Consider the following 20,551-nt stretch of genomic DNA (forward strand, 5'->3'; position numbering starts at 1 on the left):
AGGCGTGGAGGCACCCGGTGAGAAACCAGCGGAAGTCAAAGAAGACGCGCGATCAGTTGTTGGACGAGTTGCGCAACGCTTATGAGGGCGGAGCCAGCATCCGAAAATTGGCGGCGACCACCGGGCGGTCATACGGATCCGTTCACAGCATGCTGCTCGAATCGGGAACGACGATGCGCAGCCGCGGCGGACCCAACCATCGCGCACGGCCCAAATCAGCTGCGGCGCACTGAGTTTTCCACAAGGTCCAGCACGGCGCAGAGCCGCCGTGGGTCTTCGCCTGAGGCCAGTCTGGCCACCAAGCCGTCGAGGACCAGATCCAGGTAACACTGCAATACGTCGCTGGGAACATCGTCGCGCACTCGTTTGGCCTGCTTCTGCCGGCGCAGCCGATCGGTGGTCGCGGCGGCAAGTTCCGCGGAGCGCTCCGCCCAACCTCGGTTGAATGCGGGGTCGTTGCGCAGCTTGCGCGCGATCTCGAGCCTGGTGGCCAGCCAGTCGAACTGCTCGGGCGCGGCGAGCATGTCACGCATCACCTGGATGAGGCCTTCGCGCGAGGCGACATCGGCCATCCGTTCGGCGTCCTCGTGCGCCAACGCGAAGAAGAGGGCGTCCTTGTCCCGGAAGTGGTGGAAGATCGCGCCCCGCGACATGCCGATCGACTGTTCCAGACGCCGGACGGTGGCCTTGTCGTAGCCGTATTCGGCGAAACAGCGGCGAGCGCCGTCGAGGATCTGGCGGCGGCGAGCCGCCAGATGGTCCTCGCTGACTTTTGGCATACCAGGGCTTGGGTCGCCCGGGGTTAACCCGACTTGAGCATGTTGCGCAGCACGAACTGCAGGATGCCGCCGTTGCGGTAGTAGTCGGCCTCTCCGGGGGTGTCGATGCGCACTACCGCGTCGAACTCGACCGGATCGGCGGAATCCTTGGTGGCCTTGACACGCACGGTCTTGGGCGTCTGGCCGTCGCTGAGCGCCTCGATCCCGGTGATGTCGAAGACCTCGGTGCCGTCCAATCCCAGCGAGGAAGCCGACTCTCCTTGGGGGAATTGCAGGGGGATCACGCCCATGCCGATCAGGTTCGAGCGGTGAATGCGCTCGAACGACTCGGCGATTACCGCGCGTACCCCCAGCAATAACGTGCCCTTGGCCGCCCAGTCCCGCGACGAGCCGGACCCATATTCCTTACCGCCGAGCACCACCAGCGGAATGCTTTGTGCCGCATAGTTTTGCGCCGCGTCATAGATGAACGCCTGCGGGCCGCCCTCCTGGGTGAAGTCGCGGGTGTAGCCGCCAGATACGTCGTCAAGCAGCATATTGCGAAGCCGGATGTTGGCGAAGGTACCGCGAATCATCACCTCGTGGTTGCCGCGCCGAGAGCCAAAGGAGTTGTAGTCCTTGCGGGCTACGCCGTGTTCGTCGAGGTATTGCGCTGCGGGGGTGCCCGGCTTGATGCTTCCGGCGGGGGAGATGTGGTCGGTGGTCACCGAGTCGCCGAGCAGCGCCAGCACCCGGGCGCCGCTGATATCGGCTACCGGCTCCGGCTCGGCGGACATTCCTTCGAAATAAGGCGGCTTGCGCACGTACGTCGAATCTTGGTCCCACTCAAAGGTTTTCCCGCTCGGGGTCGGCAGGTTACGCCAGCGTTCGTCACCCTTGAACACGTCGGCGTAGTTGTTGGTGAACATCTCCTGGTTGATCGCCGATGCGATGGTGTCGGAGACGTCCTGTTGCGACGGCCAGATGTCTTTCAAGAAGACGTCCGTGCCCTCTTTATCTGTGCCCAACGGCTGCGAATCGAAGTCGAAGTCCATGGTCCCGGCGAGCGCGTAGGCGACCACCAACGGTGGCGAGGCCAGGTAGTTCATCTTCACGTCGGGGTTGATTCGCCCTTCGAAGTTGCGGTTGCCCGACAGCACGGCCGCCACCGAAAGGTCGTTGTCGTTGATGGCCTTGGAGATCTCCTCGGGCAGCGGGCCCGAGTTGCCGATACAGGTAGTGCACCCGTAGCCGACCAGATAAAAGCCGAGCTTCTCCAGATACGGCCACAGCCCGGCCTTGTCGTAGTAGTCGCTGACCACTTGGGAACCCGGCGCCATGGTGGTCTTCACCCAGGGTTTGGCGGCCAGTCCCTTGTCGACGGCGTTTTTCGCCAGCAGCGCCGCGCCGAGCATCACCTCGGGGTTGGAGGTGTTGGTGCACGAGGTGACCGCGGCGATCACCACCGCGCCGTGGTCGAGCACGAATTCGCCGAGTTCGTCGGACTTCACCGGCACCGGGTTGCTGGGGCGGCCGCTAGCGTGCGCGGCGGCAGAGTGCACGGGGGCGCGGCCGTTGTCGCTGGACAGCGACGCCGGGTCGCTCGCCGGGAACGTCTCGTCGACGGCCTCGTCCAGTTTGGAGTACTCCGTCTTGTCCGGGTCGTCACCGACGTAAGTGGGTATCTGGTCGCGGAACGTGGACTTGGCCTGCGACAACGAGATTCGGTCCTGCGGACGCTTAGGCCCGGCGATCGAGGGAACCACGTCGGACAGGTCGAGTTCGAGGTATTCGGAGAACACCGGCTCATGCTCGGGGTCGTGCCACAAGCCTTGCGCTTTCGCGTAGGCCTCTACCAGCGCCAGCTGCTCCGGGTCCCGGCCGGTGAACCGCAGATAGCTGATGGTCTCCTCGTCGATCGGGAAAATAGCTGCCGTAGAACCGAATTCGGGGCTCATGTTGCCCAGGGTGGCGCGGTTGGCCAGCGGGACCTCGGCCACGCCCGCGCCGTAGAACTCGACGAACTTGCCGACCACGCCGTGCTTGCGCAACATCTCGGTCACGGTCAGCACGACGTCGGTGGCGGTGACTCCGGGCTGGATTTCACCAGTCAGCTTGAAGCCGACCACCCGCGGGATCAGCATCGACACCGGCTGACCCAGCATGGCCGCCTCCGCCTCGATGCCCCCCACGCCCCAGCCCAGCACACCGAGGCCGTTGACCATGGTGGTGTGCGAGTCGGTGCCCACGACCGTGTCGGGGTAAGCCACGCCATCACGGTCCATCACCACGCTCGCCAAGTATTCGATGTTGACCTGGTGCACGATCCCGGTGCCCGGCGGCACCACCTTGAAGTCTCGGAAAGCGCCCTGGCCCCAACGCAAGAACTGATAGCGCTCACCGTTGCGCTGGTACTCGATCTCCACATTGCGCTCGAATGCGTCGGCCCGGCCGAACAGGTCGGCAATCACCGAGTGGTCGATCACCAGGTCGGCCGGCGCCAGCGGGTTGACCTTCTCCGGCTTGCCGCCCAGTTCGGCAATGGCCTCGCGCATGGTGGCCAGGTCGACGATGCAGGGCACGCCGGTGAAGTCCTGCATGACCACCCGCGCAGGCGTGTATTGGATTTCGACGCTGGGTTCGGCCTCGGGGTCCCAGTTTGCGATGGCCTCGATGTGATCCTTGGTGATATTGCTGCCGTCCTCGTTGCGCAGCAAGTTCTCGGCGAGGACCTTGAGGCTGTAGGGAAGTCTCTTCGTGTTGGGGACGGCGTCGAGACGATAGATCTGGTAACTCTGGGAATCACCACCGCCGACCTTGAGTGTGTCGCGGGCTCCGAACGAGTTCACAGACTCTGTGCTGGTCACATCAACTCCCGAGGATTCAGTTCTGCCGCCGGCGGGCCGTGCCGGCGGTGCTTCACATGCTCAGCCACTTTAACAGTACGGTTGTCCTGCATTGTGATGGGCGCTGGCACTGTCCAGTCTTGTCGCGGCGGGCTCGCGGTGAAACCCCCCTCACCAATTGGACTGGCGCCACGCCGTCGGCGCGCGCCGAGATATCGAGTGTGCCCACCGGGTTTCGGGCGTGGCGATAGGGGCGGCCAATGGCGAAAATCCCTCCCCACAAACACACTGAGCGCCGCCGGTGCACACCCAGCGCGTACGGTGCCTGTAGCACTGCGGGACGTGTGAGAGGAGCGACGCGATGACCGAGTACGACACTGCGGGCCAGCTGCCGTTACCCCAGACGATCCCGTTTCTGCCGGCCTACATTCCATCGGACGTCGACATGACCGTGGTCAAGACGCAAGTGGCCGCGGTCGGCGTCAGTGCTCCTCCCGGCGCCGTGCCCGGATTGCTCGAGGTGGTCAACCACGCTCACGACGAGGGCATCAACCTCAAGATCGTCCTGCTGGATCACAACCCCCCTCATGACACCCCGCTGCGGGACATCGCGACCGTCGTGGGCGCCGACTACAAGGACGCGACGGTGCTGGTGCTTAGCCCGAACTACGTCGGCAGCTACAGCACGGAGTACCCGCGCGTCACGCTGGAGGCGGGGGAAGACCATTCCAAAACCGGCAACCCGGTGCAGTCCGCGCAGAATTTCCTGCACGAGCTAGACACGCCGGAGTTTCCCTGGGCCGGGCTGACCATTTTTTTGCTGATTGGAGTGCTTGCCGCCGCCATCGGCGCCCGCTTCATGCAGCTTCGAGCCCGGCGGTCAGCAACCTCGGCTGACGGTGCCGACGCGACGGCCGGCCAATTCTCTCAAGACAACTAGCCAGCAGGTACGGCTCGGCCAAAGCTAGCGCACCCCGGCCGCGCGTTTGCTTGTGGCAAACGCTCGAGATCACCGTTCGGTCACATTAATTGCACGTCAAGGGTGCACCTTTGTGACATACGTTTCCTTAGCGTCAGGTGTGACGTACGGTGCCAATGATGATTGTGATGCCATTAGCGCTTTCGGCGCTGACTGCCGTCCGTCCGGTTTGAGCCATAGGAGACGAAAGTCGATGAGACGGACTCGAGGTGGCTCTGCTTCTCGATCGGCAGCGCGATTGGTGCGGCCGGCGATTCCATCGGTTTTGAGTGTGGTCTTGCTGGTATCGACTCCGGGGGCGGCACTCGCAGCTCCGGGCACCGACCCCATCGCCGCGCTGATCGCCGATGTCGCCAAGGCCAATCAGCGGCTCGAGGACCTCAGCGCCGCCGTGGAGATGGAGCAGGAGAGCGTCAATAAGGCGATGGTCGCCGTGGAGACCGCCCGGGACGCCGCCGTGGCTGCCGAACATGAGCTCGAGGTCAGCCAGCAGGGCGTCAAAGACGCCAGCGCCGCCATCTCCGCGGCCCAACGCCGGTTCGACACGTTTGCGGTGGCCACCTATATGAATGGCCCGTCCGACGGCTACCTCACGGCCAAGAGCCCCGACGACATCATTGCCGCGGCGACGGCGACGAGGGCGATGACTGCCAGCACCCAGACGTTGATGGCCGGGCTGCAGCGGGCCCGGACCGAACAAGTGAACAAGGAATCGGCGGCTCGCCTGGCCAAACAGAAAGCCGACAAGGCCGCTGCCGACGCCAAAGCCAGCCAGGATGCCGCGGTGGCCGCCCTCACCGACACCCAGCACAAGTTCGACGAACAGCGCGAGGAGGTCAATCGCCTGGCCGCTGAGCGAGACGAGGCGCAGGCCAGGCTGCAGGCGGCCAGGCTGGTGGCCTGGTCCTCGGCCGGCGGGCAGGGCAGCCCGGGTGAGATGTGGGACCCGGGAGCCGGGCCCGGCGGCGGCCGTCGCTGGGACGGTTGGGACCCCACGCTGCCGCAGATTCCCAGCGCCAACATCCCCGGCGACCCGATCGCGGTGGTCAACCAGGTACTGGGCTACTCGGCGACCTCGGCGCAGGTCACCGCCCAAATGGGACGAAACTTCCTGCAGCAGTTGGGCATCCTCAAGCCCAACGACACCGGGATCACCAACGCCCCGGCAGGTTCGACGCATGCCGGCCGGATTCCGCGGGTCTACGGACGGCAAGCCAGCGAGTACGTGATCCGTCGGGGCATGTCGCAGATCGGGGTGCCCTATTCCTGGGGTGGCGGCAATGCCGCGGGTCCGAGCAAGGGCATCGACTCCGGAGCCAACATCGTCGGCTTCGACTGTTCTGGGCTGGTGTTGTATTCATTCGCCGGGGTGGGCATCAAGCTGCCGCACTACTCGGGTTCGCAATACAACCTGGGCCGCAAGATCCCGACTTCCCAGATGCGTCGCGGTGACGTCATCTTCTACGGCCCCGGCGGCAGCCAGCACGTGACGATCTACCTGGGCGACGGCCAGATGCTCGAGGCGCCCGATATCGGTCTGAAGGTCCGCGTTGCGCCCGTGCGCACCAGCGGCATGACGCCTTTCGTGGTGCGCTACATCGAGTGGTGAACGGGGACTTATGCGGCACAAGCGATTTCGTCTGATCAACCTGGCCTGGATCACCGCGATGGTGACCGGGCTCTTGGTCGCTGTAGCGGCGCCCGCCGACGCCGACCCCGGACCGTGGGACCCGACCTTGCCGGCAACGGCCAGCGCGGGTGCACCGGGGGATGCGCTCGCCGTTGCCAACGCGTCGCTTCAGGCCACCGCCCAGGCCACCCAGACGACCCTGGATCTGGGCCGGCAGTTTCTGGGCGGACTGGGGATCAACCTGGGCGGCAGTGCTGCCCCAGGTGCCGCCAACACCAGCCCCAGCCGGATTCCGCGCGCCAACGGCCGGCAGGCCATCGAGTACGTGATTCGCCGCGCCGGATCGCAGATGGGGGTTCCCTACTCCTGGGGCGGCGGCACCCTGGAGGGACCGAGCAAGGGCGTGGACTCCGGCGCCGGCACCGTCGGCTTCGACTGCTCGGGGCTGATGCGCTACGCCTTCGCGGGCGTGGGTGTGCTGATCCCACGGTTTTCCGGAGACCAGTACAACGCGGGCCGCCACATCCCACCCAACGAGGCCAGGCGCGGCGACCTGATCTTCTACGGCCCGGGCGGTAGCCAGCACGTCACCATGTACCTGGGTAATGGCCAGATGCTGGAGGCGTCGAGCCTTGCCGGCAAGGTCACGGTGAGCCCCGTGCGCACGGCCGGCATGACACCGTTCGTGACCAGGATCATCGAGTCCTGAACCGGTGTTGCTCGGGCCGCTGTCCGGGCCGTCCCGGGTGGGCCAGGAATCCGGCACGTCTAGGTTGCCCCGGACGGTTGCGGCCCGCTCGGACGGTCTAGGGTTGCCGGGCAGGAAGCGCGGCGTCGACGGAATCCGCGACGCCTGGAATAGTTGAACGCGGGCACGTCGCTGCCCCGCGACGTTGGTCGTGTCAGCAGTCGTGTCTGATCGAACGGTGGAGGGTTGTCGATGACAGCAGCAGGTGGCGGTTACCCGGGTCCGGGTGGGCATTCAGCTCCGCCGACCCAGGAGGCGCACGTGAGTGGCGCCGACGGACTGGCCGCCGAGGTGCACACCCTCGAGCGGGCCATCTTCGAGGTCAAGCGGATCATCGTGGGCCAGGACCAGCTGGTGGAGCGGATGCTGGTCGGCCTGCTCTCCAGGGGCCACGTCTTGCTCGAGGGCGTACCCGGGGTGGCCAAGACGCTGGCGGTGGAGACGTTCGCCCGGGTGGTCGGCGGCACATTCGCGCGTATCCAGTTCACACCCGACCTGGTGCCCACCGACATCATCGGAACCCGCATCTACCGGCAGGGCAAGGAAGAATTCGACACCGAGCTCGGTCCGGTGGTGGTCAATTTCCTGCTCGCCGACGAGATCAACCGTGCCCCGGCCAAGGTGCAATCGGCGTTGCTGGAGGTGATGCAGGAACGTTCCGTATCGATCGGCGGCAAGACCTTCGCGCTGCCCAACCCGTTCCTGGTGATGGCGACGCAGAACCCGATCGAGCATGAGGGCGTCTACCCGCTGCCCGAAGCGCAACGCGACCGCTTCCTGTTCAAGATCAATGTCGGCTACCCGTCGGCCGAGGAAGAGCGCGAGATCATCTACCGGATGGGCGTCACCCCACCGCAACCCAAACAGATCCTGAACACCGGCGACCTGGTGCGGCTGCAGGGCATCGCGGCCAACAACTTCGTCCACCACGCGCTGGTCGACTATGTGGTTCGCGTCGTGTTCGCCACCCGCGCGCCCGAGCAGCTCGGAATGAACGACGTCAAGAGCTGGATCGCGTTCGGCGCGTCTCCGCGAGCTTCGCTGGGCATCATCGCCGCGGCCCGCTCGCTGGCGCTGGTGCGCGGACGCGACTACGTGATCCCGCAGGATGTCATCGAAGTCATCCCCGACGTGCTGCGCCATCGGCTGGTGCTCACCTACGACGCGTTGGCCGACGAGATCACCCCGGAGATCATCATCAATCGGGTATTGCAGACCGTCGCCCTGCCGCAAGTGAACGCCGTTCCGCAACAAGGCCATTCGGTACCGCCGGTGATGCAGGCGGCGGCTGCGGCTAGCGGCCGGTGACCGAAAGCAAGGCGCCGAGGGTCGTCCATCCGCCGTCGTTGCTGCGCGGCGACATCGACGATCCCAAGCTGTCGGCGGCGCTGCGCACCCTGGAGCTGACCGTCAAGCACAAGCTCGATGGCGTCCTGCACGGCGATCACCTCGGCCTGATCCCCGGGCCGGGTACCGAGCCGGGCGAGTCGCGTCTGTACCAGCCCGGTGACGACGTGCGCCGGATGGACTGGGCGGTGACGGCCCGGACCACACACCCCCATGTCCGGCAGATGATCGCCGACCGGGAACTGGAAACCTGGCTGGTGGTGGACATGTCGGCCAGCCTGGACTTCGGCACCGCCGTCTGTGAGAAACGAGACCTCGCCGTGGCGGCCGCGGCCGCGATCACCTTCCTCAACAGCGGTGGCGGCAACCGGATCGGCGCCCTGATTGCCAACGGCGCCACCATGACTCGGGTGCCGGCTCGAACCGGCCGCCAGCATCAGCACACGATGTTGCGCACCATTGCGACCATGCCCAAGGCTCCGGCCGGGGTGCGTGGGGACCTTGCGGTGGCCATCGACGCGCTGCGCCGCCCGGAACGCCGCCGGGGAATGGCGGTGATCATCAGCGACTTCCTGGGCGCCATCAACTGGATGCGGCCGCTGCGAGCGATTGCGGCCCGCCATGAGGTGCTGGCCATCGAAGTACTCGATCCGCGCGATGTCGAACTGCCCGATATCGGCGACGTGATCCTGCAGGACGCCGAATCCGGTGTCACCCGCGAATTCACCATCGACACCCAACTGCAGAACGACTTCGCCAGGGCCGCCGCTGCGCACCGCGCCGACGTGGCCCGGACCATCCGCGGATGCGGCGCGCCGATGCTCACCCTTCGCACCGATCGCGACTGGCTTGCCGACATCGTGCGCTTCGTCGCCTCCCGGCGTCGTGGGGCCATGGCAGGAGCCCAGTGATATGACGTTGCCGTTGCTCGGGCCGATGACGCTGTCCGGCTTCGCACACTCGTGGTTCTTCCTGTTCCTCTTTGTCATCGTCGCGTTGGTCGCGCTGTACATCGTGCTGCAGCTGGCACGCCAGAAGCGGATGCTGCGCTTCGCCAACATGGAGTTGCTGGAAAGCGTGGCCCCCAAGCGGCCCTCCCGCTGGCGGCATGTCCCGGCGATTTTGCTGGCGTTGTCGCTGGTGCTGCTGACCACCGCGATGGCCGGACCGACGCATGATGTCCGGATTCCGCGCAACCGGGCGGTCGTGATGCTGGTGATCGACGTGTCGCAGTCGATGCGCGCGACCGACGTCGAGCCCAACCGCATGGTGGCCGCGCAGGAGGCCGCCAAGCAGTTCGCCGATGAACTCACCCCCGGAATCAACCTCGGCTTGATCGCGTATGCGGGCACCGCGACGGTGCTGGTGTCACCGACGACCAACCGGGATGCCACCAAGAACGCGCTGGATAAGCTGCAGTTCGCCGACCGCACCGCGACCGGGGAGGCCATCTTCACCGCTTTGCAGGCCATCGCCACAGTCGGTGCGGTGATCGGCGGCGGTGACGCGCCGCCGCCGGCGCGCATCGTGCTGTTCTCCGACGGCAAGGAGACGATGCCGACCAATCCGGACAACCCGAAGGGCGCCTTTACCGCGGCTCGCACCGCCAAGGACCAGGGCGTGCCGATTTCGACCATCTCCTTCGGGACGCCGTATGGCTTCGTGGAGATCAACGGCCAGCGTCAGCCGGTGCCTGTCGATGACGAGACGCTCAAAAAGGTTGCTCAGCTGTCCGGCGGAAACGCCTACAACGCCGCGACGTTGGCCGAACTGAAGGCCGTATATGCGTCGTTGCAGCAGCAGATCGGCTACGAAACCATCAAGGGTGACGCCAGCGCCGGCTGGCTGCGGCTGGGTGCGCTGGTCCTGGCGCTGGCCGGACTGGCCGCTTTGCTGATCAACCGCCGCCTGCCGACCTGACGTCTCGCCGAACGTCACGCCACGGCGAAAAATCGCGCCGGTTTTCGCCGTGGCGTTGCAGTCGGGCGCTCGCGCTTTGCGCACCCGACGGACGATATCTTCGGGGTGGTCTGTGGCTACCACCCGGATCACTATCCACCCGTAGTGCTGCTCCAGCTTGGCGAGGCGCCGGATCTCCTTGAGATGTTGACGGCGGTTGGACCGAACTTGGTCGCCGTCATACTCGAGGGCGACGTCGTGGTCCTCCCAGCTGATGTCCAAATGGGCTTCTACCCAACCCCATTCATCGCGTGCAGCGATTTGCGTCTGCGGGCGCGGGAGGCCGGCGGTAACCAGCACCAGCGCACCCAGGTTCCTTAGGCGATTAGCGCCCCGCCGTCCACCAAATCCGGGGCGGCTCGGGCCGACCTGATGCGGCGGCGACCGCGATACCGATCGAGCAGTGGCTCGACATCGGCGAGTTTCAACTCCGCTGCCTTGCGAGGGCATCGACCGCAGCGACCGCAACGCCCAGTGGGTACCGGCACGCCAGGTCTAGGGCGGTGCGCTGCGGCGTCGTGACCCGCATGCCGCCGACAACGCCGCGCCCGTAGAACGCCGTAGGCTGGGCGTCCTGGGGGACGTAGACGTTTTGATGCAATGCGATATTCCGACTGCCGGCTCGTACCGGGACAACTGGAGTGAGGAGAGGGCTGCACTGCCCAAGAACGGGTCGGCCACGGCGAAAGTATGCTCGACCACACCCATACCGGTTAGTCAGCGTAACGCCAAGGCGAGATCCGGCCTCTTTCTCGCCGTGGCGGTACCTCCGCGACATGCGACGAGCCGATTTCGGTGTTGCCTCAACAAGGCGCTAGGTTGTCGGGGTGACTGACGCAGCCACCGACACCACAAGCGAGGCCACTACCGACGGCGGCAAACCCCCTTTTGTACCTCGTTCAGTTCTGGTCACCGGTGGAAACCGGGGAATCGGCCTGGCGATCGCGCAGCGGCTGGCCGCCGACGGCCACAAGGTGGCGGTCACACACCGTGGATCCGGGGCGCCCGAGGGGTTGTTCGCCGTCGAGTGCGACGTCACCGACAGCGACGCCGTTGATCGCGCCTTCACAGAGGTCGAGGAGCACCAGGGGCCCGTTGAGGTGCTGGTGTCCAACGCCGGCGTCTCTGCGGACGCATTCCTGATTCGAATGACCGAAGAGCGGTTCGAGAAGGTCATCGACGCAAACCTCACCGGAGCGTTCCGGGTGACGCAGCGGGCAGCGCGCAGCATGCAGCGAAAGAAGTTCGGCCGGCTGATCTACATCGGATCGGTCTCGGGCAGCTGGGGTATCGGCAACCAGGCCAACTACGCAGCCTCCAAGGCCGGTGTCATCGGCATGGCCCGCTCGATCGCCCGAGAGCTGTCCAAGGTCAACGTGACGGCGAACGTGGTCGCCCCCGGATACATCGACACCGATATGACCCGAGCCCTGGACGAGCGGATCCAAGAGGGGGCACTGCAATTCATCCCGGCGAAGCGGGTCGGCACCGCCGCCGAGGTCGCCGGGGTGGTCAGCTTTCTCGCGTCGGAGGACGCGAGTTACATCTCCGGTGCGGTCATCCCGGTTGACGGCGGCATGGGCATGGGCCACTAAGAGCAAGAGGGGACGAAACAATGGCAGGACTGCTGGAGGGTAAACGGATCCTGGTGTCCGGGATCATCACCGACTCCTCGATCGCGTTTCATATCGCCCGGGTGGCCCAGGAGCAAGGCGCGCAGCTGGTGCTGACCGGTTTCGACCGGTTGCGGCTGATCCAGCGGATCACCGACCGATTACCGGAGAAGGCGCCGCTGCTGGAGCTCGACGTGCAAAACAAGGAGCATCTGGCCACGCTGGCCGACCGGGTCGTCGAAGTGATCGGCGAAGGCAACAAACTCGACGGCGTGGTCCACTCGATCGGCTTCATGCCGCAAAGCGGGATGGGTATCAACCCGTTCTTCGACGCGCCCTACGAGGACGTGTCCAAGGGCATTCACATCTCCGCCTACTCCTATGCATCCATGGCAAAAGCGCTGCTGCCTATCATGAATGCCGGCGGTTCTATCGTCGGCATGGACTTCGACCCCAGCCGGGCGATGCCGGCCTACAACTGGATGACGGTAGCCAAGAGCGCGCTGGAGTCGGTCAACCGGTTCGTGGCCCGCGAGGCCGGCAAGTACGGTGTGCGCTCGAACCTCGTTGCCGCCGGCCCGATCCGGACGCTGGCGATGGCGGCAATCGTCGGCGGTGCGCTGGGTGAGGAGGCCGGCGCCCAGATCCAGCTACTCGAAGAGGGCTGGGACCAGCGCGCGCCCATCGGATGGAACATGAAGGACCCCACGCCCGTCGCCAAGACAGTCTGCGCGCTGCTGTCGGAGTGGCTCCCGGCCACCACGGGGGACATCATCTTCGCCGACGGCGGCGCCCACACCCAGTTGCTCTAGCCCGCATGGAATTCGACGCCGTCCTGCTGCTGTCCTTCGGTGGGCCGGAGGGTCCCGATCAGGTGCGCCCGTTTCTGGAGAATGTCACCCGGGGCCGCGGTGTGCCGCCCGAGCGCCTCGATGCGGTGGCCGAGCACTACCTGCATTTTGGGGGCGTCTCACCGATCAACGGCATCAACCGCGCGCTGGTGAACCAACTGCAAGCCGAGCAGGATCTGCCGGTCTACTTCGGTAACCGCAACTGGGAACCCTACGTCGAAGACGCGGTGAAAATCATGCGCGACAATGGGATTCGCCGTGCTGCCGTATTCGCGACATCGGCGTGGAGCGGCTATTCCAGCTGCGCGCAGTATGCCGAGGATATTGCCCGGGCCCGCCGTGCCGCCGGCCCGGATGCGCCCGAGCTGGTCAAGCTGCGGCCCTACTTCGATCATCCGCTGTTCGTCGAGATGTTCGCCGACGCAGTTGCGGCGGCCGCCCAGACCGTTCCCGCTCAGGCAAGGCTGGTGTTCACCGCGCATTCCATCCCAACGGCCGTAGACCAGCGCTGGGGCCCCCGCCTCTACAGCCGCCAAGTCGCCTATGCCGCAAACCTTGTCGCGGTGGCCGCCGGGTACACCGACTGTGACCTGGTCTGGCAGTCTCGCTCTGGCCCGCCACAGGTTCCGTGGCTGGAGCCCGATGTCGGAGACCACCTCACCACGCTTGCGAAGGCCGGTACCACGGCGGTGATTGTCTGTCCCCTCGGTTTTGTCGCCGACCACATCGAGGTGGTCTGGGATCTCGACCACGAACTGCGCTTACAAGCCGAAGACTTAGGTATTTCATTCGCCCGGGCGGGCACCCCCAACGCCGATCGGCGGTTCGCCCGGCTGGCTGCCGAGTTGATCGATGAACTTCGTTGCAGCCGTAAGCCTTTGCGGGTCGGCGGTCCCGATTCGGTGCCCGGCTGTCTGGCCGGCATCAACGGTGAGCCCTGTCGTCCGCCGCATTGCGTTGCGCGCGAAGTGGTCAGTCCGACCACGCTGAATGCAGGATCGCGTTGACGGCGGCTATCCGCGCGGAGCGCACCACCGCGGTCAGTGGCCGCAGCGCGTCGACGGCGGTCTGCACTTCCGACGACGATTGTGCCCTGATTGGTTCGAAACCGGCCGCAACCCGCGGGGGGAAGCGGTCGCTGGCGGAGTCGGGCAATCGGCTGAGGCCGGCGCTGACGGCGATAATGGCGTCGACATGCGCGGCGTTCTCCAGCACCCGCAGTGCGCGCGAGGGCGCGTGGTCGGGAATGCGGTGTTGCCGTGCGGATTCCAGCAGCTGCTCGACCAGGCCGCGCGGGTTGTCGATCTCGGCGGCGCTGGGCCCCATACCAATGGCGCTCAGCGCGTCGGCCGCCGAGCGCACCGCGGCCCGGAGCGCGTATTCGGCGTCGCCCAGATCGCGGTGGTCGAACACCGGGGCGCCGGGCAGCGAGTACACCATCCACGACAGGGCGCACAACTCGGGTACGGCCGAATCGTCGCCGCGAGTCTGATCGCTGTCGTCGTAAGAGAACTCGGGAACCAGCCCGATCGATGTGCCGGGATCATCGGGATTGGTGATGATAATGGCTTCACCCGCGGCCAGCGCGTCGTGCTCGAATTGTGTTCCGGCGGAAAGCCCGCGCACGTCGCCCGGCACCGGCAATACCACGTTGATCGTCCCGCGCAGCCGACCCGGCGTGCCGGGCGCGGAGATCGTCGGGCGGCCCACTGCCGCACGCAGCGTCTGCAGCAGCAACACCGTCCCGGCGCTATCCACCTCCGGCCATGGCAGGCCGGTATGCCCGGCCGCTACCGCGTCGTACGCGGCGACCGATTGTGTTGGTGCCCAGAGAGATAACGCGTCCAGAAGATCGTCGGGCGCGGCCTTTCCGGCGAGCCAGGCATTGGCCCACATCGAAAGCGTTGCGCTGGGACACCACATGATCTCGCAGTGTAGTTGTTGGGCACGGTTGTCGGGGATCACGCGTATTCTGTGCGCATGCCCGTCGCCCTGATCTGGCTGATCGCAGCACTGGTACTGGCCAGTGCGGAGGCGTTGACCGGCGATATGTTCTTGCTGATGCTTGGCGGGGGTGCGCTGGCGGCCTCGGCCACGAGCTGGTTGCTGGACTGGCCGGTGTGGGCCGACGGCGCGGTGTTCCTCGTCGTGTCGGTGCTGTTGCTGGTGTTGGTGCGGCCCGCGCTGCGGCGGCGGCTGACCCCCGCCAAGAATGTGCCGATGGGCATCAAGGCGCTCGAGGGCAAGCGTGCGCTGGTGCTGGATCGGGTGGCCCGTGACGAGGGCCAGGTCAAAATCGACGGCCAAGTGTGGACGGCACGCCCCTTGAACGACGGTGACGTGTTCCAACCAGGTGATTCGGTGACTGTGGTGCATATCGACGGGGCCACCGCGGTCGTCTTCAAAGACGCGTAGCAACTCGAGAAAGGAATCCCGGTGGAAGGTGCCGTTGCCGGCCTGGTGTTTCTGGCCGTCCTGGTGATATTCGCCATCATTGTCGTGGCCAAGTCGGTTGCGCTGATCCCGCAGGCCGAGGCCGCCGTGATCGAGCGGTTGGGTCGCTACAGCCGCACCGTCAGCGGGCAGCTGACGTTGTTGGTGCCGTTCATCGACCGCGTCCGCGCCCGGGTGGACCTGCGTGAGCGGGTGGTGTCGTTTCCGCCGCAGCCCGTCATCACCGAGGACAACCTGACCCTCAACATCGACACTGTGGTGTACTTCCAGGTCACGGTTCCCCAGGCCGCGGTCTATGAGATCAGCAACTACATTGTCGGCGTCGAGCAGCTCACCACCACCACGCTGCGCAACGTCGTCGGCGGCATGACCCTCGAACAAACGCTGACCTCGCGCGACATGATCAACGGGCAGTTGCGCGGGGTGCTCGACGAGGCGACCGGCCGCTGGGGTCTACGGGTGGCGCGCGTCGAACTTCGCAGCATCGACCCGCCGCCGTCCATTCAGGCGTCCATGGAAAAGCAGATGAAAGCCGACCGGGAAAAGCGGGCGATGATCCTGACCGCCGAGGGCACCCGGGAAGCGGCAATCAAGCAGGCAGAGGGGCAGAAGCAGGCGCAGATTCTGGCGGCCGAGGGAGCCAAGCAGGCCGCGATCCTGGCGGCCGAGGCCGACCGGCAGTCCCGGATACTGCGCGCCCAGGGTGAGCGAGCCGCGGCTTACCTGCAGGCACAGGGGCAGGCCAAGGCCATCGAGAAGACGTTCGCCGCGATCAAAGCCGGCCGGCCGACCCCCGAGATGCTGGCCTACCAGTATCTGCAGACGCTGCCGGAAATGGCCCGCGGCGACGCCAACAAGGTATGGGTGGTGCCCAGTGATTTCAGCGCGGCGCTGCAGGGCTTCACCAGGCTGTTGGGCACGCCGGGGGAGGACGGCGTTTTCCGGTTTGAGCCCTCTCCCGTGGAGGACCTGCCCAAGCACGCCGCCGACGGCGACGACGCCGAGGTTGCCGAGTGGTTCTCCACCCCGACCGACCCGGCGATCGCCCAAGCCGTGGCCAAGGCCGAGGCGATAGCGCGCACACCGGTGGAAAGTCCGCTGGCGCCACCGCCGGAGCTCAGGCGTTAGGAGCAGCTGATGGGCGTTGTGACCTCATCGAAAACCTATGCAGCATTGGCGGTGTTTCAGGCCGGCGATGCGGTGGCCTGCGCAATCCCGCTGGCACCAATCGAGAAGCTGCTCAACGACCTGGGTGTGCCCGCCGGTGTTCGCCCGGTCCTTCCCGTGGCCAAGGCCGCCTCGGCGCTCGGTCTGCTCTCGGTAAACCGATTTCCGGCCCTGGCGAGATTGACGACGGCAATGCTGACCGTGTATTTCGTGGTGGCGCTGGGCGCGCATATCCGCGCCCGGGACTTCAGCGTCACCGCGATTCCGGCGGCTCTGTTCCTGGCGCTGTTCGCGGTGATGACGGCCAAGGGGCCCGACCGCGCCTAGGCCAGGTGCTGCTGCGCAGGCCCCCGACCTATCAAGTCATGACGTCACCGCAGTACCTTGGCGTAGAGCAGGCTGTCGCGCGGTTGAGGCCCGATCGTCAGGCGCACTGCATGACGGGCCAGCCGGCCCTCGAACGCAAATCCACGTTGATCGAAGAGTCGCAGCAACCGGGTGTTGTCGATGTCACATGTGGCCCAAACCCGATAAATCTCAGGGTTGTCTTGAAGTGCGGCGAGCAGCACACGTACGCCCTCGGACGCAAAACCGGTACCCCACCAAGGTCTACCGATGAGGCCGCCCATTGCTACGGAGTGGGGAGCCGAGCGACGTATTCCGGCGAGGCCGATCACATCGTCGCTGTCCTGCACTGCTACCAGCCAAGTCTGTCTATCGTCATTGACATTGAACGACTTGGTGATCACACGTCGTGTTTCCTCGACGTCGTGGTGTGTTGGCATCTGGGTGTAGCTCATGATTTTTGGGTCCCGGTAACGTGTTCGAACAGCTTGTCGGCATCGTCAGAATGGGGTGGCCGCAGCAGGATTCGTGGTCCGGCTAGGCGCTTAGGAAGACAATTCATGATCGTGTTGTGGTGGTTGTCTCGTCGATGCCCTGCCGGGCTGATCCCGGCGTATCGGGGCGAAACGCGGCGCGATCCGATCGATCGCCTCTGAGAACTCAGACAACCGTCGGGTCATCGCCCTGACTAGCGCAGACACGCCCAAATCACACCAACCACGATCTACGGCTGCAGTACTAGGCGCCCAGGCGTAGCTCGACCAGCGGCAGCGGCGTGCCGGTTTCGGTGATCGCGGTGCCGAGCGTCTGTTCGAGAGCTGGCTTCAGACGTCGCCAGGCCCGCGGATGGCGGTTGCGGTAGGAGGCCAGCGTCCGGTCGGCTTGCGCCTGGTCGAGTACGCGCGCCGTGGCGGCAGCGGGGGCGCGGCTACCGGCGTAGACCCGCACGTGCGGGTTGGCCTCGATGTTGCGGAACCACTGGGCTTTCCGGCCGAAGCCGGACGCGACGACGTAGGTGTGCGGATCGGGATGATCGATCACCTCGAGCACCACATTGCGCCGGGCACCGGACTTGCGGCCGATGTGTTCGAGCATCAGGATCCGCGATCCGAACAGGGCGCCCGTGCGCGCGCGATAAATCCAGATGGGCGCGCGCATGAGCCTGCGGGAGCGCAACAGTCGTGCGCCGGCCCTGGCTGATAGGGACATTGTTCGCCTCCATTCCTCCATCAGGTGCTGCGTAGTCCGTCGCGGTAGATCGAGAACACTTCCCCGGCCCAGCGCTGCATCCCGCTCGCGGCGAGCGGGTCCACGCCAAGCACCTCGATCAGCCGTGGCCGCAGGGCCAGCAGCGCCAGATCGTTGACCAGCAAGAAGGCCGCGCGCATCTCGGGATCCGCGCCGGGACTGGCCGTGCCGGCGGCCACCATCGCGTCCAGAGCTGCCTTGCTGAGCCGGAAAAGGCGGGCGAACAATGTCGACCCTGCCGCGCCGCCGACGATCAGCATCCGGCTCAGGTAGGCCGGGATCGGCGAGTCAGGCGGCAGGTGGGTGGCCACGCCGTCGAGCAGGCTGGGCACCGCCGATTGGTCGGGTGTCTGGCCGGTGATGTCGGTCAGCAGTACATCGAAGGTCGCGACGACGTGATTGTCGACCGCCTCGATCAGTCCGTCCTTCGAGCCGTAGTGGCGAATGACCAAGGCCGCAGACACTCCCGCCGCGGTCGCGATGTCGCGCATCGTGACCGCGGCGGGGCCGCGCTCGGCGAACAGCCGCAGCGCCTCGTCACGGATTCGTGCTCGCGCCGTCCGGTCATCCGGCTGCGGCTGCGGCTGCGGCTGGCGTAAACGCACGTTTACAATTATAAACAGACGTTTACTTCGGACGGTTGCTTGGGGGGTTGCTAACGACCGTTCAGGGGCGCGGGCTGGGCGAGGCTTGCGACGGCGGTGCGGGCGGCTGGCCGGGTGCCCCCGGCGGCTGGCCCAGTCCCGGCGGTTGGCCCGGACCTAAAGGTCCGCCTTGGGGCGGTGCTGGCGGACGTGGGCCACGCGGCACTCCCAGCGGTCCGGGCATCGGCCGAAAGGCTCCCGCTACCGGCCCGGGCCCGCCGGGACCGGGAGGGGGCGGCTGGCCGTGGCCGAACGCCTGCCCCGGCATTTGCATCGGCGCGGAACCCGGGGGCGGCGGTGGCCCCACGGTGACGAGCCAGGCAAACGCGATCGCGGCGAAGCTACCGGCCGCACCCAGCACAAGGCCCGCAACCCCGGCCCCGATCAGCGCGGCCAGCGAGAAGCGGCGGCGCTCCCGTCCAGGGTCGGCGACCACCGCGGGCGCGGGCGCGACGGGCGCGGGGCTTACGACCGGACCGGTCGCGGTGGTGTTCTCGTCCGAGGTCATACGGCTCCTCACGTTGTCGGTTTCTGTTGGTGAGTTCAGTAACCGCGACGGTAACGGCCGTACTTGAAGTGGATCTGAAGAAAATTCGGTGCTCGGGCCGCTCACTGACCAGGGGGCAGCGGCGGCGCCGGTGGTGCTGCCGGCGGCGCAGGGGAGTTGCTCGCCGTAGAAGTCGCCGCCGTGGTCGGCGCTGCCGGCGGCGACGGGGGATTACTCACCGGTGGTGCCGACGACAGCGCGGGCGGATACAGCGGTGCGGGCAGCTCGACGCGAATTTTCCAGGTGACGCCGGTAACCGCGAAGACGGCCAGCGCGCCAATCGCCAAGCCTGCCACCGCGGCCCCAACCACCACGCCGGTGGAATGGCGCCGGCCCGCTGCGGGTCCGGTGGCCGGTGGCGGCGGCGGGCTGATGTGCGGGACGGTCATGCGGCTCCTTCCGTCGTTGAATTTCGTCTGGACAAACGTGCGCGCGCTTCAGATTGATCTCAGCACCGCACGTTAACAATGGAGCCATGACCGATCGCCCGCGCCCGGATCGCGTGGCCGGCCATTCGGCGCCGGGGCGGATCGGTCGGTTTAGCGTTGGCGCACCGCGAGTACTGGTGGTCGAGGATTCCGAGACCATCCGGGAAATGGTCGGCGAGGCATTGGCCGACGTCGGTTATCACGTTGAAACCCGTTGTGACGGTGAGGGATTGGAAGAGGTCCTGGAGGGCCGGCGGCCCGATCTGGTGGTGCTCGACGTGATGTTGCCCGGTCGGGACGGCTTCGACCTCATCGGTGTCATCCAGGCCTGGGGTGACATTGGGATTGTGCTGATCACGGCCCGCGACGGCCTGCCCGACCGGCTGCGCGGTCTCGACGGCGGCGCCGACGACTATGTGGTCAAGCCTTTCGAACTCGCCGAACTGGTCTCACGTGTCGGCGCGGTACTGCGGCGGCGGGGCCGGTTACCGCGGGTGATCCAGGTCGGCGATCTGATACTAGACGTGGACGGGGGAGTCGCGGCACGCGATGGCCACCAGCTGGAACTGACCGCCACGGAACTTCGGTTGCTCGACTTTCTCGTGCAGCAACGGGGCCGGATTGTCAGCGCGCGCCAAATCCTTAATGCCGTGTGGGGCTATGACGCGTACGACATCAACCTGGTGCAGGTCCATGTCAGCAGTCTGCGGCGAAAACTCGAGGCCCATGGCCCGCGAATACTGCATACGGTTCGCGGCCTCGGATACCGACTGCGATCATGACGGCCACCCCCACGGGATCTGCGGCCGATCCCACCACCCCGACGCCGTCGTTGCAGCGCCGGGTGGTGCTGCTGGTGGTGGTCCTGCTGGCGGCGTTACTGGTGGTCCTGGGTGTCACCGTCGACGTCAGCCTGGGGCTACAGGCACGCCGAAATCTGCATGAGCGGCTCATGTCAGCCACCTCGCGCGCCGATGCGCTGGTCGC

General features: G+C 66.2%; 22 protein-coding genes and 2 pseudogenes. 15 read left to right on the plus strand and 9 right to left on the minus strand.

Going from position 1 to position 20,551, the window contains the following annotated elements; genetic code table 11:
• The first annotated feature begins 17 nt into the window (after window positions 1-17).
• Window positions 18-233: a helix-turn-helix domain-containing protein gene (locus EET13_RS12160; protein WP_122442526.1), complete on the plus strand. Its 216-nt coding sequence runs from the start codon at window positions 18-20 to the stop codon at window positions 231-233.
• On the opposite strand, the gene EET13_RS12165 is transcribed toward EET13_RS12160, so the two are convergent.
• Window positions 216-779 (minus strand): TetR/AcrR family transcriptional regulator, encoded by a 564-nt coding sequence (locus EET13_RS12165; protein ID WP_122442527.1) that lies wholly within the window; start codon window positions 777-779, stop codon window positions 216-218. The genes EET13_RS12160 and EET13_RS12165 overlap by 18 nt on opposite strands.
• Before the next feature lie 23 nt (window positions 780-802).
• A complete protein-coding gene (locus tag EET13_RS12170) occupies window positions 803-3,625 on the minus strand; it encodes an aconitate hydratase (RefSeq protein ID WP_168991272.1) in 2,823 nt (940 codons plus the stop codon).
• 340 nt (window positions 3,626-3,965) lie between these two features.
• Between EET13_RS12170 and EET13_RS12175 the strand changes: the two genes are divergently transcribed.
• From EET13_RS12175 to EET13_RS12200, 6 genes are all read left to right on the plus strand, one after another.
• Window positions 3,966-4,544 carry an Rv1476 family membrane protein gene (locus EET13_RS12175; protein ID WP_122442529.1) on the plus strand — a complete coding sequence of 193 codons (579 nt, stop codon included), beginning with the start codon at window positions 3,966-3,968 and terminating at the stop codon, window positions 4,542-4,544.
• A 232-nt stretch (window positions 4,545-4,776) separates the two neighbouring features.
• Window positions 4,777-6,192, plus strand: a complete 1,416-nt coding sequence (gene ripA, locus EET13_RS12180; RefSeq protein ID WP_122442530.1) for an NlpC/P60 family peptidoglycan endopeptidase RipA — start codon at window positions 4,777-4,779, stop codon at window positions 6,190-6,192.
• Between the two features lie 10 nt (window positions 6,193-6,202).
• Window positions 6,203-6,922, plus strand: a complete 720-nt coding sequence (gene ripB / locus EET13_RS12185) for an NlpC/P60 family peptidoglycan endopeptidase RipB (protein WP_122442531.1) — start codon at window positions 6,203-6,205, stop codon at window positions 6,920-6,922.
• Window positions 6,923-7,153: 231 nt separating this feature from the next.
• Window positions 7,154-8,269, plus strand: coding sequence for a chaperone MoxR1 (moxR1, locus tag EET13_RS12190; RefSeq protein ID WP_122442532.1), 1,116 nt, complete (start codon window positions 7,154-7,156; stop codon window positions 8,267-8,269).
• Complete coding sequence (locus tag EET13_RS12195) at window positions 8,266-9,219, plus strand: DUF58 domain-containing protein (protein WP_122442533.1); 954 nt, start codon at window positions 8,266-8,268, stop codon at window positions 9,217-9,219. Before moxR1 ends, EET13_RS12195 begins: the two co-directional genes overlap by 4 nt.
• 1 nt (window position 9,220) lies before the next feature.
• A complete protein-coding gene (locus EET13_RS12200) occupies window positions 9,221-10,228 on the plus strand; it encodes a VWA domain-containing protein (protein ID WP_122442534.1) in 1,008 nt (335 codons plus the stop codon).
• A 66-nt stretch (window positions 10,229-10,294) separates the two neighbouring features.
• On the opposite strand, the pseudogene EET13_RS31400 reads toward EET13_RS12200, so the two are convergent.
• Window positions 10,295-10,948, minus strand: a pseudogene (locus EET13_RS31400) (hypothetical protein); the annotation flags it as partial.
• Between the two features lie 146 nt (window positions 10,949-11,094).
• Here EET13_RS31400 and fabG1 point away from each other — a divergent pair.
• Genes fabG1 through EET13_RS12225 form a run of 3 tightly spaced genes read left to right on the plus strand, consistent with a single transcriptional unit; the run spans window position 11,095 to window position 13,738 of the window.
• Window positions 11,095-11,862, plus strand: a complete 768-nt coding sequence (fabG1, locus tag EET13_RS12215) for a 3-oxoacyl-ACP reductase FabG1 (protein WP_122442536.1) — start codon at window positions 11,095-11,097, stop codon at window positions 11,860-11,862.
• Between the two features lie 20 nt (window positions 11,863-11,882).
• Window positions 11,883-12,692 (plus strand): NADH-dependent enoyl-ACP reductase InhA, encoded by an 810-nt coding sequence (gene inhA, locus EET13_RS12220; protein WP_122442537.1) that lies wholly within the window; start codon window positions 11,883-11,885, stop codon window positions 12,690-12,692.
• A 5-nt stretch (window positions 12,693-12,697) separates the two neighbouring features.
• Window positions 12,698-13,738, plus strand: coding sequence for a ferrochelatase (locus EET13_RS12225; protein ID WP_122442538.1), 1,041 nt, complete (start codon window positions 12,698-12,700; stop codon window positions 13,736-13,738).
• On the opposite strand, the gene EET13_RS12230 is transcribed toward EET13_RS12225, so the two are convergent.
• Window positions 13,704-14,654 carry a hypothetical protein gene (locus tag EET13_RS12230; protein WP_122442553.1) on the minus strand — a complete coding sequence of 317 codons (951 nt, stop codon included), beginning with the start codon at window positions 14,652-14,654 and terminating at the stop codon, window positions 13,704-13,706. The two genes, EET13_RS12225 and EET13_RS12230, sit on opposite strands and share 35 nt — an antisense overlap.
• A gap of 57 nt (window positions 14,655-14,711) precedes the next feature.
• On the opposite strand from EET13_RS12230, the gene EET13_RS12235 reads away from it, so the two are divergent.
• The 3 genes from EET13_RS12235 to EET13_RS12245 are packed head-to-tail and all read left to right on the plus strand — an operon-like array spanning window position 14,712 to window position 16,679.
• Window positions 14,712-15,146 (plus strand): NfeD family protein, encoded by a 435-nt coding sequence (locus EET13_RS12235; RefSeq protein WP_122442539.1) that lies wholly within the window; start codon window positions 14,712-14,714, stop codon window positions 15,144-15,146.
• A 21-nt stretch (window positions 15,147-15,167) separates the two neighbouring features.
• On the plus strand, window positions 15,168-16,313 hold the full coding sequence (locus EET13_RS12240; RefSeq protein WP_122442540.1) for an SPFH domain-containing protein: 1,146 nt from the start codon (window positions 15,168-15,170) through the stop codon (window positions 16,311-16,313).
• A 9-nt stretch (window positions 16,314-16,322) separates the two neighbouring features.
• Window positions 16,323-16,679: a DoxX family protein gene (locus EET13_RS12245; RefSeq protein WP_122442541.1), complete on the plus strand. Its 357-nt coding sequence runs from the start codon at window positions 16,323-16,325 to the stop codon at window positions 16,677-16,679.
• Window positions 16,680-16,723: 44 nt separating this feature from the next.
• Here the strand turns inward: EET13_RS12245 and EET13_RS12250 are convergent, their stop codons facing one another.
• The 5 genes from EET13_RS12250 to EET13_RS30335 all read right to left on the minus strand — a co-directional run bounded on the left by EET13_RS12250 (window position 16,724) and on the right by EET13_RS30335 (window position 19,525).
• Window positions 16,724-17,152: a GNAT family N-acetyltransferase gene (locus EET13_RS12250; protein WP_342212282.1), complete on the minus strand. Its 429-nt coding sequence runs from the start codon at window positions 17,150-17,152 to the stop codon at window positions 16,724-16,726.
• A gap of 283 nt (window positions 17,153-17,435) precedes the next feature.
• Window positions 17,436-17,906, minus strand: a complete 471-nt coding sequence (locus tag EET13_RS12255; protein ID WP_122442542.1) for a nitroreductase family deazaflavin-dependent oxidoreductase — start codon at window positions 17,904-17,906, stop codon at window positions 17,436-17,438.
• 20 nt (window positions 17,907-17,926) lie between these two features.
• Entirely contained in the window at window positions 17,927-18,550 is a 624-nt protein-coding gene (locus EET13_RS12260; RefSeq protein WP_122442543.1) for a TetR/AcrR family transcriptional regulator, read from the minus strand.
• A gap of 61 nt (window positions 18,551-18,611) precedes the next feature.
• Window positions 18,612-19,097: a hypothetical protein gene (locus tag EET13_RS12265; protein WP_122442544.1), complete on the minus strand. Its 486-nt coding sequence runs from the start codon at window positions 19,095-19,097 to the stop codon at window positions 18,612-18,614.
• Window positions 19,098-19,198: 101 nt separating this feature from the next.
• The gene (locus tag EET13_RS30335; RefSeq protein ID WP_168991102.1) at window positions 19,199-19,525 is read right to left on the minus strand and encodes a hypothetical protein; all 327 of its coding nucleotides are present in this window, start codon (window positions 19,523-19,525) and stop codon (window positions 19,199-19,201) included.
• Between the two features lie 86 nt (window positions 19,526-19,611).
• Between EET13_RS30335 and EET13_RS12275 the strand changes: the two genes are divergently transcribed.
• Window positions 19,612-20,346 (plus strand): response regulator transcription factor, encoded by a 735-nt coding sequence (locus EET13_RS12275; protein ID WP_122442546.1) that lies wholly within the window; start codon window positions 19,612-19,614, stop codon window positions 20,344-20,346.
• Window positions 20,343-20,551: pseudogene (locus EET13_RS12280) on the plus strand (two-component sensor histidine kinase); the annotation flags it as partial. The gene EET13_RS12275 and the pseudogene EET13_RS12280, both read left to right, overlap by 4 nt.

The sequence above is a fragment of the Mycobacterium attenuatum genome (assembly GCF_900566085.1).
Lineage (GTDB): Bacteria > Actinomycetota > Actinomycetes > Mycobacteriales > Mycobacteriaceae > Mycobacterium > Mycobacterium attenuatum.